The 13,756-nt window shown below is 66.8% G+C and carries 17 protein-coding genes; all 17 read right to left on the bottom strand.

The genetic code is table 11. The features are described 5' to 3' along the window. Positions 1-3 precede the first annotated feature (3 nt). The gene (rplV, locus tag E0L17_RS03025) at positions 4-366 is read right to left on the bottom strand and encodes a 50S ribosomal protein L22 (protein ID WP_167929800.1); all 363 of its coding nucleotides are present in this window, start codon (positions 364-366) and stop codon (positions 4-6) included. Positions 367-382: 16 nt separating this feature from the next. Next, a complete protein-coding gene (rpsS, locus tag E0L17_RS03020; RefSeq protein WP_072374173.1) occupies positions 383-643 on the bottom strand; it encodes a 30S ribosomal protein S19 in 261 nt (86 codons plus the stop codon). Positions 644-673: 30 nt separating this feature from the next. Continuing rightward, on the bottom strand, positions 674-1,510 hold the full coding sequence (rplB, locus tag E0L17_RS03015; RefSeq protein WP_167929799.1) for a 50S ribosomal protein L2: 837 nt from the start codon (positions 1,508-1,510) through the stop codon (positions 674-676). 137 nt (positions 1,511-1,647) lie between these two features. Continuing rightward, a complete protein-coding gene (rplW, locus tag E0L17_RS03010) occupies positions 1,648-1,950 on the bottom strand; it encodes a 50S ribosomal protein L23 (RefSeq protein ID WP_167929798.1) in 303 nt (100 codons plus the stop codon). Beyond that, a complete protein-coding gene (gene rplD / locus E0L17_RS03005) occupies positions 1,950-2,576 on the bottom strand; it encodes a 50S ribosomal protein L4 (protein ID WP_167929797.1) in 627 nt (208 codons plus the stop codon). Before rplD ends, rplW begins: the two co-directional genes overlap by 1 nt. Before the next feature lie 37 nt (positions 2,577-2,613). Next, complete coding sequence (gene rplC, locus E0L17_RS03000) at positions 2,614-3,234, bottom strand: 50S ribosomal protein L3 (RefSeq protein ID WP_167929796.1); 621 nt, start codon at positions 3,232-3,234, stop codon at positions 2,614-2,616. A gap of 361 nt (positions 3,235-3,595) precedes the next feature. Then, positions 3,596-4,204, bottom strand: coding sequence for a histidine phosphatase family protein (locus tag E0L17_RS02995; RefSeq protein ID WP_167929795.1), 609 nt, complete (start codon positions 4,202-4,204; stop codon positions 3,596-3,598). A 229-nt stretch (positions 4,205-4,433) separates the two neighbouring features. Beyond that, positions 4,434-5,039 carry a bifunctional phosphoserine phosphatase/homoserine phosphotransferase ThrH gene (gene thrH, locus E0L17_RS02990; RefSeq protein ID WP_167929794.1) on the bottom strand — a complete coding sequence of 202 codons (606 nt, stop codon included), beginning with the start codon at positions 5,037-5,039 and terminating at the stop codon, positions 4,434-4,436. A gap of 197 nt (positions 5,040-5,236) precedes the next feature. Next, entirely contained in the window at positions 5,237-5,545 is a 309-nt protein-coding gene (gene rpsJ / locus E0L17_RS02985; RefSeq protein ID WP_072374151.1) for a 30S ribosomal protein S10, read from the bottom strand. A 39-nt stretch (positions 5,546-5,584) separates the two neighbouring features. Then, a complete protein-coding gene (gene fusA / locus E0L17_RS02980) occupies positions 5,585-7,681 on the bottom strand; it encodes an elongation factor G (protein ID WP_075279249.1) in 2,097 nt (698 codons plus the stop codon). Between the two features lie 21 nt (positions 7,682-7,702). Next, the gene (gene rpsG / locus E0L17_RS02975) at positions 7,703-8,176 is read right to left on the bottom strand and encodes a 30S ribosomal protein S7 (protein WP_075279248.1); all 474 of its coding nucleotides are present in this window, start codon (positions 8,174-8,176) and stop codon (positions 7,703-7,705) included. 42 nt (positions 8,177-8,218) lie between these two features. After that, a complete protein-coding gene (gene rpsL / locus E0L17_RS02970) occupies positions 8,219-8,590 on the bottom strand; it encodes a 30S ribosomal protein S12 (RefSeq protein ID WP_075279247.1) in 372 nt (123 codons plus the stop codon). 409 nt (positions 8,591-8,999) lie between these two features. After that, positions 9,000-9,824 carry a DegV family protein gene (locus tag E0L17_RS02965; RefSeq protein WP_167929793.1) on the bottom strand — a complete coding sequence of 275 codons (825 nt, stop codon included), beginning with the start codon at positions 9,822-9,824 and terminating at the stop codon, positions 9,000-9,002. After that, positions 9,809-11,533 (bottom strand): acetyl-CoA carboxylase, carboxyltransferase subunit beta, encoded by a 1,725-nt coding sequence (gene accD, locus E0L17_RS02960; protein ID WP_167929792.1) that lies wholly within the window; start codon positions 11,531-11,533, stop codon positions 9,809-9,811. Before accD ends, E0L17_RS02965 begins: the two co-directional genes overlap by 16 nt. Next, on the bottom strand, positions 11,526-12,863 hold the full coding sequence (gene accC, locus E0L17_RS02955; protein WP_167929791.1) for an acetyl-CoA carboxylase biotin carboxylase subunit: 1,338 nt from the start codon (positions 12,861-12,863) through the stop codon (positions 11,526-11,528). The genes accD and accC overlap by 8 nt, the downstream gene beginning before the upstream one ends. A gap of 112 nt (positions 12,864-12,975) precedes the next feature. Continuing rightward, a complete protein-coding gene (gene fabZ / locus E0L17_RS02950) occupies positions 12,976-13,389 on the bottom strand; it encodes a 3-hydroxyacyl-ACP dehydratase FabZ (RefSeq protein ID WP_075279243.1) in 414 nt (137 codons plus the stop codon). A gap of 57 nt (positions 13,390-13,446) precedes the next feature. Next, the coding region (gene accB / locus E0L17_RS02945; protein WP_167929790.1) for an acetyl-CoA carboxylase biotin carboxyl carrier protein at positions 13,447-13,756 on the bottom strand (310 nt) is incomplete at its 5' end.

The raw sequence follows: 13,756 nt of genomic DNA, 5'->3' as shown, positions 1-13,756 counted from the left end.
TCCCTACGCCTCCTTTCGAGGAGCGACGACGACGGTGATGTGGCTCATGCGCTTGTTGATGCGAGAGGCAGAGCCCTTGGCGCGCGGACGGATGCGCTTGAGGGTGGGGCCCTCGTCAACGTAGGCGAGCTTCACGTAGAGGTTGTCGCCGCGCAGGCCGTTGTTGTTCTCGGCGTTGGCAATCGCGGAGCGCAGGACCTTGGCCACGTCCACGGAGGCGGCGCGGGTCGAGAACTGCAGGACCTCGAGGGCCTTCTCGACGGGGAGGTCGCGAATCAGCGAGACGACGGCGCGGGCCTTGCGAGGGGCGACGCGGACGTACTTGGCCGTCGCGCGAACCTCGTTGGTGTTGGTGTTCTGAGGCATGTTGTTTCCCTACCCCCTACTTTTCCTTGTGGCCACGGAACGTGCGGGTGGGGGCGAACTCGCCCAGCTTGTGCCCGACCATGGACTCGGTGACGTACACGGGCACGTGCTTGCGGCCGTCGTGAACGGCGATCGTGTGACCGACCATCTCGGGGAAGATGGTCGAGGAGCGCGACCAGGTCTTGATGACCTCCTTGGTGCCGGCCTCGTTCTGAGCGGCGACACGCGCGAGGAGGCGAGTCTCCACGAACGGGCCCTTCTTGAGACTTCTGCTCATGCTTTCTATCTCCTACTACTCGTGTTGCGACTACTTGGACTTGCGGCGACGGATGATCAGGCGGTTGGAGGCCTTCTTCGGGTCGCGCGTCTTGTAACCCTTCGTCGGCTTGCCCCAGGGCGTCACGGACGGACGGCCGGAGGTGTGGTTCTTGCCCTCGCCGCCGCCGTGCGGGTGGTCGACCGGGTTCATGACGGTACCACGGACGGTCGGGCGGACGCCGGCCCAGCGGCTGCGGCCGGCCTTGCCGACGACGATGTTGGAGTGCTCGGCGTTGCCGACCTCACCGATCGTGGCGCGGCAGGTGAGAAGGACGCGGCGAAGCTCGGAGGAGGGCATGCGCAGGACGGCATAGCCGTTGTCCTTGCCCATGAGCTGGACGGAGGTGCCGGCGGCGCGGGCCATAGCGGCGCCCTTGCCAGGCTGGAACTCCACGGCGTGCACGAGGGTGCCGACGGGGATCTCGGAGAGCGGCATGCAGTTGCCGGGCTTGATGTCCACGTCCTTGGTGCCGGACAGGACGGTGTCGCCCACGTGCAGGCCCTCGGGGCACAGGATGTAGGCCTTGGCGCCGTCAGCGTAGTGGAGCAGCGCGATGCGGGCGGAGCGGTTGGGGTCGTACTCGATCGTGGCGACCTTGGCCGGCACGTCGTCCTTGACGCGCTTGAAGTCGATCTTGCGGTACTGACGCTTGTGGCCGCCGCCCTGGTGACGGGTGGTGATGCGACCGTTGTTGTTGCGGCCCGCCTTCTTGGGCAGGGGCTCGAGAAGCGACTTCTCGGGCGTGCTGCGGGTGATCTCGGCGAAGTCCGAGACCGTCTGGAAGCGACGGCCCGCGCTCGTGGGCTTGAGGTGCTTGACTGCCATTGACTCTTTCCCTTCTTCTTCCGTTGGCCGACCGCTCAGGGATTGGCGGCCGACACCGGATTACCACGGTTCCGCGCGTATCCATCGCGCGGGGCACAAAAGCCCGGCCCCCTTGGGGGCTCGGGCGGGGTGCTGACCTACTCGGCGGCCTGCTGGCTGCCGAAGATCTCGATCGTCTCGCCGGCGGCGAGGGTCACGACGGCCTTCTTCCAGGAGCGCGTGGTGCCGGGGGTCTGATAGCGGACGCGCTTCTTCTTGCCGGAGACGTTCATGGTGTTGACCTTCACCACGTGGACGCCGAAGAGCTTCTCGATGGCGGCGGCAATCTCCTCCTTGGGAGCGGCCTTGACCACCTCGAAGGTGTACTTGCCCTGCTCCATGAGGTCAAAGGAACGCTCGGAGACGATCGGGCGGATGATCACGTCGTAGGCGGAGTTCATTATGCGAGCACCTCCTCGAACTGCTTCGCGATGTCGGCGGTCATGACGAGGGCGCCGTTGTCGATGAGGTTGCGGGTCGTGGCCTCGGACATGCCGATGACGTTGACCTGCTGGAGGTTGCGGAACGAGAGGTAGGTGTTGACGTCATCGTCGGAGACGACGACGGTCACGCGCTTGCCCTCGATGCCGAGGCTGGCGAGAAGGGCCTTGGCCTGCTTCGTGGACGGCTTCTCGAAGGAGAGGGCGTCGACGAGGACGAGCTCGCTGTCGGCGACCTTACCGGAGAGCACGGAGCGCATGGCGAGCTTGACCATCTTGCTGTTGATGCGCTTGTTGTGGGTGCGCGGGGTGGGGCCGAAGACGACGCCGCCGCCGGTCCACTGCGCGGCGCGCGTGGAGCCCTGGCGGGCACGGCCGGTGCCCTTCTGGCGGTAGGGCTTGGCGCCGCCGCCGGAGACCTCGTGACGGTTCTTCACGGAGTGGGTGCCCTGGCGGGCGCAGCTGTCCTGGCACACCACGACCTGGTGGATGACGGGGATGTTCGGCTCGATGCCGAAGACGCCGTCGGCGAGCTCGGCCTCAGCGACCTGGGCCCCCTCGGCGTTCTTGATTGCGTACTTGGACATTCTGTCCTCCTTGTTAGCCTAAGAGATTTCCTGGCACTTAGGCCATGCGGACCTGGACGAGAGCGTTCTTGCCGCCGGGGACAGCGCCCTTGACGAGCATGAGGTTCTGCTCGGCGTCAACGCGGACGAGCTTGAGGTTCTTGACCGTCACGCGCTCGTCGCCCATGTGGCCGTACATGTGCAGGCCCTTGCGGACGCGCGCGGGGTAGGCGCACTGGCCGATGGAGCCCGGGCGGCGCTGGTTGCGGGAGCCGTGGGTCATGGGGCCGCGGGAGAAGTTCCAGCGCTTGATGGTGCCCTGGAAGCCCTTGCCCTTGGAGGTGCCGATGACGTCGACAGCCTTGACCTCGGCGAAGTCAGCGACGGTGACGACGTCGCCGGTCTTGTGCTCCTCGCCGTTCTCGACGCGGACCTCGCGCAGGTAGCGCATCGGCTCGACGCCGGCGGCCTTGAAGTGGCCGGCCATGGGCTTGTTGACGTGCTTGGCGGAGATGTCTCCGAAGCCGATCTGGACGGCGTCGTAGCCGTCGGTCGCCTTCGTCTTGACCTGCGAGACAGTGCAGGGGCCAGCCTGGATGACGGTGACGGGCACGACGTTGTCGTTCTCGTCCCAGATCTGCGTCATCCCAAGCTTGCGGCCAAGGATCGTGCTGACCATGCTCTTTCCTAACCTTCGGTGGTCATGGGACCTGTGGGGCACCCTTTGCCCCTCCCCAGCGGACCACGTCCTGTATCTGCCGCACCCCGGTTCGAGGCACACCTCTCCCCATTAGCGCAGCCTGTCTAGTCTACACGGGCATACACGAATTCACAATGTCTCCGCAAAAGTTTTGTGGGCTCTGAGCTGGGGCTTGATTTTCCGCGCTGCCGGGCGTATCCACCCACGAACGGCGTGCGGCCGTGCAAAGGGGACCGTGCAAAGGGGACAGGCACTTTCGCACGGTGAACCCGTGCGAAAGTGCCTGTCCCCTTTGCACGGTCCCCTTTGCACGCTTTGCACGGCCGCGCGCCTCGTATGGCTAGAGAGACTGATTCTTGATGCGCTCGCAGAAGAACTGCCCGGAAGGACGGTCGAACTCGTAGACGAGCACGCAGCAGTTCCCGAGCGCCACGTCCTGAGGGCAGCGAGCAAGGTGTTCCCACGCCTTCTTGAACTGGAGCGTCGCCGAGCCGTGGCAGACCGCGAGCGCCGTCTCGACGCCCGGGGCGCTCACGACCTCGGTCATCGCCGCAACGATGCGACGGCGCAGCGCGACGCTCCCCTCCCCGCCGAAGGGCACGAGCGCCTCGCCGGGATCCCACAGCTCCGCGGGCACGTCGGAGGCGGGGCCGCCCTCGAAGGGGCCGTAGCTCCGCTCCATCAGGGCGTCCAGAGGCTCGACGGGAGGAAGGTCCTTCTCGCCTCGCGCCATGAGCTCCTCGCGGACCACCTCGAGCGTGGACACGGCACGCCCGAGCGGAGACGTGCACATGCGGTCGAAGCGCACCCCCTGACCCGCAATCCAGCGAGCCGCCGCATGCGCCTGCTCGACGCCGAGCGGCGTGAGCGGGGAGTCGCAGTGCCCCTGGACCCGATGCTGCAGGTTGTATTCGGTCTGGCCGTGCCGGAGGATGTAGAGCGTCGGCATCCTGCCCCCTTTCGCCGGGCATATGATACCCCGCAAAGCGACGTGCACGTCCTCTTTCGCATGACGATTCGATTGTCGGTGATTTCTGCGGGGACCGGTTGGCACACATGATAAAGGCGGTGCTTTTACCTGCGCTTTTCCGGTCAGCATACCTGAGCTACAGAAGGGTCACGTCAAAAATCACCGACAATCGTCGCCTGGGGCCTCGGGGCGCGTCGCGCCCCGTCAATCACCGCTCGAGCGCCGCCGCTATCCCGGCGAGCAGCTCGTCATAGGTCTCATATGCGGGGAGGTCGGGATTGGCCTCCTGGATGGCGGGGGTGCTGCGGAAGAGGAAGCCTGCCTTGCTCGCACGAATCATGGCGAGGTCGTTGAAGGAGTCGCCTGCGGCAATGGTCTCGTATCCGCAGGACTGAAGCGCGCGGACGGTCGTGAGCTTGGAGTTCTCGCAGCGCATGCGGTGACGGAGAATCTCTCCCTCCGGGGAGACCTCGAGCGAGTTGCAGAGCAGCGTGGGCCAGCCGAGCTTGGCCATGAGCGGGCGAGCGAACTCCTCGAACGTGTCGGAGAGGATCACGGCCTGCGTACGCTCGCGCAGGGCGTCGAGAAAATCGCGCGCCCCGGGCAGAGGGTCGATGCGCGAGATGACGTCCTGGATCTGCGGCAGCCCCAGCCCGTGCTCGTGCAGCGTCTTGATGCGGAAGGCCATGAGTCTGTCGTAGTCGGGCTCGTCGCGCGTGGTGCGTCGCAGCTCTGGGATGCCCGACTCCTCCGCAAACGCGATCCAGATCTCCGGTACGAGCACGCCCTCAAGGTCGAGACAAACGATGTTCATGGCGAGTCCCCTCTCAGAGCAACCGTCCTTCTCGCCATAGTAGCTTCCCCACATTACAGGTTGGCAACAGCATGGGACTACGCTGCCACCGGCTCAGTATGTCCGTAACGCAGGGCGCCCCCGGTCTTCCGAAGAGAAGTTCCTCGAAGAGCACTTCTCGTAGGAAGACCGGGGGCGCCCCCGACGTGCGTTACTGCTTAGAGCTTAATCTCGATGTCCACACCGGCCGGGAGGTCGAGACGCATGAGCGAGTCAACCGTGGACGGCGAGGGGTCGAGGATGTCGATGAGGCGCTTGTGGGTGCGCATCTCGAACTGCTCGCGGGAGTCCTTGTCCTTGTGCGGCGAGCGGATGACCGTGTAGAGGTTGCGCTCGGTGGGCAGGGGGATGGGGCCGGACACGCGGGCACCGGTCTTCTGGGCGGTGTCGACGATGAGCTTCGCGGACTGATCAACGACCTCGTGGTCGTAGCCCTTGAGGCGAATCCTGATCTTCTGGCTTGACACTGTGGTACCTCCAATGAGCTAGGGCTCGGTGGTCGTTAACTAGGAAGCGTTGCCGCCATTCTTGGCGACGATCTCGTCACGGACGGCCTTCGGCACGGGCTCGTACGAGTCGAACTGCATGGTGTAGCTCGCGCGACCCTGCGTCTGGGAGCGAAGGTCCGTGGCGTAGCCGAACATCTCGCCCAGGGGCACCTTGGCGCGGATGACCTTGGTGTCGCGACGATCCTCCATGCCCTCGATCTTGCCGCGGCGGGAGGAGAGGTTGCCCATGACGTCGCCCATGTACTGCTCGGGCGTCTCGACCTCGACCTGCTCGACGGGCTCGAGAAGGACGGGGTTGGACTTCTTCAGGGCCTCCTTGATGGCCATGGAGCCGGCGATCTTGAAGGCCGCCTCGGAGGAGTCGACCTCGTGGTAGGAGCCGTCGACGAGCTTGACCTTGATGTCGACGACCGGGTAGCCGGCGATGACGCCGCTCTCGAGCGCCTCCTGGATGCCCTTGTCGACGGAGGGGATGTACTCCTTCGGGATGACGCCGCCGACGATGGCGTTCTCGAACTCGTAGCCCTTGCCCGGCTCATTGGGCTCCATGTCGATGACGGCGTGGCCGTACTGGCCGCGACCGCCGGACTGGCGGACGAACTTGCCCTCGACGTGCGTGACGGCCTTGCCGGCGGTCTCGCGGTAGGCGACCTGCGGCTTGCCGACGTTGCAGTCGACCTTGAACTCACGGCGCAGGCGGTCGACGATGATCTCGAGGTGCAGCTCGCCCATGCCGGAGATGATGGTCTGACCGGTCTCGTGGTCGGTGTGGACCTGGAAGGTCGGGTCCTCCTCGGCGAGCTTGGCCAGGCCAACGGACATCTTGTCCTGCTCGGCCTTGGTCTTGGGCTCCACGGCGACGGAGATGACCGGCGTCGCGAACTCGATGGACTCGAGGATGACGGGGTGCTTCTCGTCGCAGAGGGTCTCGCCCGTGGTGGTGTTCTTGAGGCCGACGCAGGCGACGATGTCGCCGGCGGAGCACTCGTCACGGTCGACGCGCTCGTTGGCGTTCATCTCGAGGATGCGGCCGAGGCGCTCGCGGTTGTCCTTGACCGAGTTGTAGACGTAAGAGCCCGCCTCCGCCTGACCAGAGTACACGCGGATGTAGGTGAGCTTGCCGACGTACGGGTCGGTCATGATCTTGAAGGCGAGGGCCGCGAAGGGCTCCTTCGGGTCGGCGTGACGGACCTCGGGCTCGCCCTTGAGGTTGGTGCCGTCGATCTCGGCGACGTCAAGCGGGCTCGGGAGGTAGTCCACGACGGCGTCGAGGAGCTCCTGGATGCCCTTGTTCTTGTAGGCAGAGCCCACGAAGACGAGGTTGAGCTCGCCGGCGATGACGCCCTTGCGGAGAGCCGCCTTGAGGTCGTCGACGGGGATCTCCTGCTCCTCGAGCACGGCCTCCATGATCTCGTCGGAGAAGTTGGAGGCGGCGTCGAGCAGCTCCTCGCGCTTCTCCTGCGCGAGGTCCATGAACTCGTCGGGGATGGCGTCCATGGGCTCGGGGTAGATCATGCCCTTGGCGTCCTCCTTGAAGTCCCACGCGGTCATGGTGACCAGGTCGACGAGACCCCAGAAGTTGTTCTCGGCACCCATCGGGATCTGGGCCGCCACGGCGTTGGCGTGCAGGCGGTCCTTCATGGTGTCGATGGCGTGGAAGAAGTCGGCGCCGATGCGGTCATACTTGTTGATGAACGCGATGCGGGGGACGCCGTACGTGGTGGCCTGACGCCAGACGGTCTCGGACTGCGGCTGGACGCCGGCGACGGCGTCGAAGACCGCAACGGCACCGTCGAGGACGCGCAGGCAGCGCTCGACCTCGGACGTGAAGTCAACGTGGCCCGGGGTGTCGATGATCTGGATGACGTGGTCCTTCCAGAAGCACGTGGTGGCCGCGGAGGTGATGGTCACGCCGCGCTCCTGCTCCTGGACCATCCAGTCCATGGTGGCGGCGCCGTCGTGAACCTCGCCGATCTTGTGGGTCTTGCCCGTGTAGTAGAGGATGCGCTCCGTCGTGGTGGTCTTGCCGGCATCGATGTGGGCCATGATGCCGATGTTGCGGAGGTCCTCGAGCTTGTACTTAACCTTTGCCATAAGTAGCTCCCTCGGATCGGCTTAGAAGCGGTAGTGAGAGAACGCGCGGTTGGCCTCGGCCATCTTGAAGAGGTCCTCGCGCTTCTTGACAGAGGCGCCGACGCCGTTGGAGGCGTCGAGGATCTCGTTGGCGAGACGCTCGGCCATGGTCTTCTCCTTGCGGGCGCGGGAGAAGTTGACCATCCAGCGGATGGCGAGGGTAGTGGCACGGCGGGAGTTGACCTCCATGGGCACCTGGTAGGTGGCGCCGCCGACGCGCTTGGGCTTGACCTCGAGGGTCGGGCGGATGTTGTCCATGGCCTTCTTGAAGACGGAGAGGGCGTCCTCGCCGGACTTCTCGGCGACGATGTCAAAGGCACCGTAGACGATGCGCTCGGCGGTGGCCTTCTTGCCGTCGAGAAGGACCTTGTTGATGAGCTGGGTCACGAGACGGTTGTTGTACACGGCGTCCGGCTGGACCTCGCGACGGTGGTTCTTGGATGCACGACGCGGCATGTTATATCTCCTCGGTTCTGATGACGATTGTGCGGCTGTTCACTACTTCGGGCGCTTGGTGCCGTAGCGGGAGCGCGCCTTCTGGCGGTTCTGCACGGCGGCGCAGTCGTAGGCGCCACGGATGATCTTGTAGCGGACACCGGGGAGGTCACGCACACGGCCGCCGCGGATGAGGACGATCGAGTGCTCCTGGAGGTTGTGGCCCTCGCCGGGGATGTAGGCGGTGACCTCGATGCCGTTCACGAGGCGCACACGGGCGACCTTACGAAGGGCGGAGTTCGGCTTCTTGGGGGTGGTGGTGAAGACGCGGGTGCAGACGCCACGCTTCTGGGGGTTGTGCTGCAGGGCGGCGTTCTTGGACTTGGCCTTGACGCTCATGCGGCCCTTGCGGACCAGCTGGTTGATAGTAGGCAAAGCTCTCTCCTTCTATACTATCGACGTGCCGTTTTTCTCGTATTCAAGGGCCGAGCAGCACCTCTGCCCCGGATTGACGCGACGATGAACATTACGCGCATGACCAGCTGTTGTCAAAACGCCACGGTCCCGGGCGTATCCATTCTTCACCGTACGTTCACGCGCAGGCGAGAAGAACGGCAGGGGCCGGCACGCGCCGAGGGGCGGGGCGGATGCCACCGCACTCGATGCGTGCGCTCACGAGTGCGGGCCTCCGCCGCACTCGATGCCCGCACTCAACGACAAATGCCGAGAAGAACCACGCACTCGATGGTCCTTCTCGGCACTTTTGCCTGCACTTGATGCCCGCACTCATGAGTGCGGGCGCGCCCTCCGCGCTGAGAAGCGCGCCCGCCGGCCCTGAGGACGCCTACGCCCAGGAGAGCCCCACGGCGCCGACGCCGAGATGCTTGGCGAGCACCGGGCCGCCGTCCTTCACGCGCACGTGCGCCTCGGGGAAGCGGGAGCGCGCGGCGAGAAACACCTCGCGCGCCTCGACGCCACGCGGCCCGAAGTGCGACACCACGAGCTCACGGCTTCCCTCTGGCACGCGGCGCACCATCGCGGCCGCCATGCCGCGCGCGCCGCGCCCGTCGCCGTACTTCTCGATTCCGCCCTCCTGGAGGGCCATGACGGGATAGCGGTTGAGCTTGGTGGCCACGGCGCGGCGGATGGCGCCGAGCCTGCCGCTTCTGAAGAGCGCCCCCATGTCGGGCACGCTGAAGACGATGCGGGTGCCGCGCCGGGCCTCGGCAAGGCCGGCCACGACCTCGGCAAGCGAGCTGCCGGCGGCCGCGAGCGCGTGCGCGCGGCGGACGAGGAACTCGAGCGCGCCCGCGGTGTTCCAGGAGTCGAGGACGGCCACGCGCTCGCCGCTCGGGTCGACCGCGGCGGCGGCCTCCTCGGCGCTGCGGAACGTGCCGGAAAGGCGGGACGAGATGGTGACGCAGAGGACGTCGTCGCCCGCGGCGAGGCGCTCGCGGAAGACGCGCTCGAAGGCAGACGGGTGGACGGCCTCGGTCTCGACGCGGGAGCCGGCCGAGATGAGCGAGCCGTAGTCGCCGTTCTCCCCGACGGGCGCCTCCGAGTAGCGGACGCCGTCGACCGAGTAGGTCATGGGGAGCACGATGACGCCCAGCTCATCGGCCTCAACACGCGTCAGGCCGCAGGTGGAGTCGGTTACGAGCGCGAGCATATCCTATCCCCTCCCATCGCGCGGAACTTGTCGTAGCGAAGGCCCACGAGCTGGTCGGCGTCGAGCTGGCCCAGCTCGTCAAGGGCAAGCTCCACCTCGCGCACGAGGTCGTGGGCGATCTCGGTGTGCGTGAGCCCGATGTCGTTGACCACGCCGTCCACGAGGCCGAGCTCGGTGAGGTCCTCGGCGGTGATGTGCAGCGCCGCGGCGGCATCGTCGGCGCGCTTCGGGTCCTTCCAGAGAATCGAGGCGCAGCCCTCGGGGCTCACGACCGAGTACGCGGCGCTCCTCAGCATGAGCACGCGATCGGCGACGGCGAGCGCGAGCGCCCCACCCGATCCTCCCTCGCCCACCACGACGCTCACCACGGGCGTGCGAAGGCCGCTCATGGCAACGAGGTTGGTGGCGATGGCCTCGCCCTGGCCGCGCTCCTCGGCGCCGATGCCGCAGTAGGCCCCGGAGGTGTCGACGAGGCAGACCACGGGCCGGCCGAACTTCTCTGCCTGGCGCATGAGGCGCAGCGCCTTGCGGTAGCCCTCGGGGTGCGCCATGCCGAAGTTGCGGCGCACGCGCTCCTTGGTTGAGTTGCCGCGCTCGATGGCGATGACGGTCATCACGCGGCCTCCCTTCCAGCCGATGCCCGCCACGATGGCGGCGTCGTCGGCGAAGAGGCGGTCGCCATGAAGCTCGACGAAGCCGTCGAGGCCACGCTCCAGGAGCTCGAGCGCCGTCGCGCGGTCGGCGGAGCGGGTGAGCTTGACGATGTCGTAGGCGCAGGTCGGCTCCTCCACGCGCTTGGGGCGCGCGCCGCGCTTGCCGCGGGGCTCCTCGCGGGAGAGCGTGTGCGGGGCCCCGGCCGCGGGGGCCTCGCCCTCGTGCAGGGCAAGGAGCTCGGTCAGGGTGGCCACCATGTCCTTGCGCTCCACGATGAGGTCGCAGAAGCCGTGCTCGAGCAGGAACTCGGAGCGCTGGAAGCCCGCGGGCAGGCGCTTGTGGGTGGTCTGCTCGATCACGCGCGGGCCGGCAAAGGCCACAAGCGCGCCCGGCTCGGCGAGGATGACGTCGCCCTCCATGGCAAAGCTCGCGGTGACGCCGCCGGTGGTCGGGTCGGTGAGCACGGTCAGGTAGAGCAGACCCGCCTCGCCGTGACGGCGCACGGCCGCCGAGACCTTGGCCATCTGCATGAGCGAGGTCGTGCCCTCCTGCATGCGGGCGCCGCCGGAGACGGTGAAGCCCACGACGGGCAGCCCAAGCTCGGTGGCACGCTCGAAGGTGCGACAGATCTTCTCGCCCACCACCGAGCCCATCGAGCCCATCATGAACTCGGCGTTCATGAAGAAGACCGCGCACTCGTGGCCGCCGATCTCGGCGCGCCCGCACACGACGGCGTCGGCCTCGTGGGACTTCTCGCGCGCGTCCGCGAGCTTCTCGGCATAGCCGGGGAACTCGAGGAAGTCCGTGGCGGCGAGGTCGCGGTCCCATTCCTGGAAGCTCCCGGCGTCCACGGTCATGCGCATCCGCTTGCGGCCGGAGACGCGCAGGTGGCGCCCGCAGCGCGGGCACACGTCAAGGTTCTGGGCGAGCTTGTCCTGATCGATCACGCGCCGGCAGCCCGGGCACTTGACGAGGATGTGGCGCTCGGGGAACTCCGCCGACACCTCGGTCATCGGCCCCTCGAGGGCGTTGATGCTCTTCTCTCGCTTACTCATAGAGATGCTCCATCAGGTTGGTGTGGTAGTTCCCCGAGACGAACTCGGGGTTGGCGAGAATGTCGAGGTGCAGCTCGCTGTTCTCGGCCACGCCGTCGACCACGAGCTCGCCGAGGGCGGAGCGCATCTTGCGGATGGCCTCCTCGCGGGTTGACGAGCAGACGATGAGCTTGCCGAGGAGCGAGTCGTAGTACGGCGGGACCACGGCCCCCACGTAGAGCGCGGAGTCGAAGCGGACCTGCGGGCCGCCGGGGACATGCAGCATCGTGACGTCGCCGCAGGACGGGAGGAACTCCGGCGTCTCGGCGTTGATGCGGCACTCGATGGCGTGCCCCTGAATGGAGATGTCGTCCTGCGAGAAGGGCAGCTCGGCCCCCGCCGCCACGCGCAGCTGCCACTTGACGAGGTCGACGCCGCTCACGAACTCCGTGACCGGGTGCTCGACCTGCAGGCGCGTGTTCATCTCCATGAAGTAGAAGTTGCCGTCGTCGGCGAAGAGGAACTCGATCGTGCCCACGCCCACGTAGCCCACGGCGCGCGTGAGGTCGCGGGCGGCCTTGTGCATGCGCTCGCGGACGCCCGGGTGGGCGTCCAGGCACGGCGCCGGGCTCTCCTCCACGAGCTTCTGGTTGCGGCGCTGGACGGAGCACTCGCGCTCGCCGAGGGAGACCACGTTGCCGTGGGCGTCGGCGAGGACCTGGACCTCGACGTGGTGGGCCGGGGAGACGAACTTCTCCATGTAGCACTCGCCGTCGCCGAAGGCCGCCTCGGCCTCGGCATGGGCCTCGGTGAAGGCCTTGCCGGCGTCGGCTGGCTCCTCGACCTTGCGGATGCCGCGGCCGCCGCCGCCCGAGCGCGCCTTGATGAGCACGGGGCAGCCGATGCGCTCCGCCTCGCGGACCGCCTCGTCCGCGTCCTTGAGCAGGTCGCAGCCCGGAACGATGGGCACGTCCGCCTCGCGGGCGGTGCGGCGCGCGTTGTCCTTGTCGCCCATGCGGTCGATGACGTCCGGGTCGGGGCCGATGAACACGAGGCCGCACTTCTGGCACTCGCGCGCGAAGTGCGAGTTCTCCGAGAAGAACCCGTAGCCGGGGTGGATGGCCTTGGCGCCCGACTGCAGGGCGACCGTGAGGATGGCGTCCTCGTTGAGGTAGCTGTCCGCCGGGCGCGGCCCGCCGATGCAATAGGCCTCGTCGGCAAGGGCGACGTGCAGCGCCTCGGCATCGGCCGTGGAGTACACGGCAACGGTCTTGACGCCCATCTCCTTGCAGGCGCGAATCACGCGGACCGCGATCTCGCCGCGGTTCGCAATGAGGATCTTGTCGAACATCGTCGCCTCCTGGCGCACCGTGCAAAGGGGACAGTCACTTTTGCACGCCGCTCTCTTCGAATGCCCAGCACCGTGCAAAAGTGACTGTCCCCTTTGCACGGAAGAGCCTCCGTCACATCAGCGCGAAGGACATCTCCGCCTGGCAGCAGAGCTCGCCGTTCACGCGGGCCTCGCCCGTGGCAAAGCGGAAGGGCCCGCGGCTCCTGGTGATGCGGCACGTGAGCTCCACCGTGTCACCAGGACGCACGGGATGCTTGAAGCGAACCTTGTCGAGGCTCGTATACATGGGCGTGGCGCCCTTGGCGGCAAGGTCGTCGGCGAGAAGAACGCAGCAGTTCTGCGCGAGCATCTCGCACTGGATCACGCCCGGGACGATGGGGTTGCCCGGGAAGTGGCCCTGGACGAAGAACTCGTCACCGGTGATGGTGATCTTGCCGTGGGCCTCGCCGTCGACGACCTCCGCCTCGTCGAGCAGGAGCATCGGCTCGCGATGGGGCAGCAGGTCCTTGAGCTCTTCCTTGTTCATCTTCTCAGCTCCCAACGTGGAAACGTGACCGTGCAAAAGTGACTGTCCCTTTTCCACCTAGTAGATCTTCATGAGGCAGCAGCCGTACTCGACGAGGTCGCCGTCCTTCACGCAGATGTCGACGATCTCGCCGTCGGCCTCGGCGGTGACCTCGTTCATGACCTTCATGGCCTCGATGACGCAGAGGGTCTCGCCCTTCTTGACCTTGGAGCCCACGTGCACGAAGGGCTCGGCGCCAGGCGAGGGCGCCGCGTAGAAGACGCCGACCATCGGCGCGCGCACGGCCGTGGCGTGGGACATGTCCATGGGCGGGCTCTTATAGACATCTGTCGCGGCCGAGGTTCTGCTGCGTCCGGGGTCGCGGTGG

This window comes from Olsenella sp. SW781 (assembly GCF_012027725.1).
Taxonomy (GTDB): Bacteria; Actinomycetota; Coriobacteriia; order Coriobacteriales; family Atopobiaceae; genus Thermophilibacter.
The sequence above is the reverse complement of the archived record's forward strand: the minus strand, read 5'-3'. Positions and strand labels throughout refer to the sequence as shown.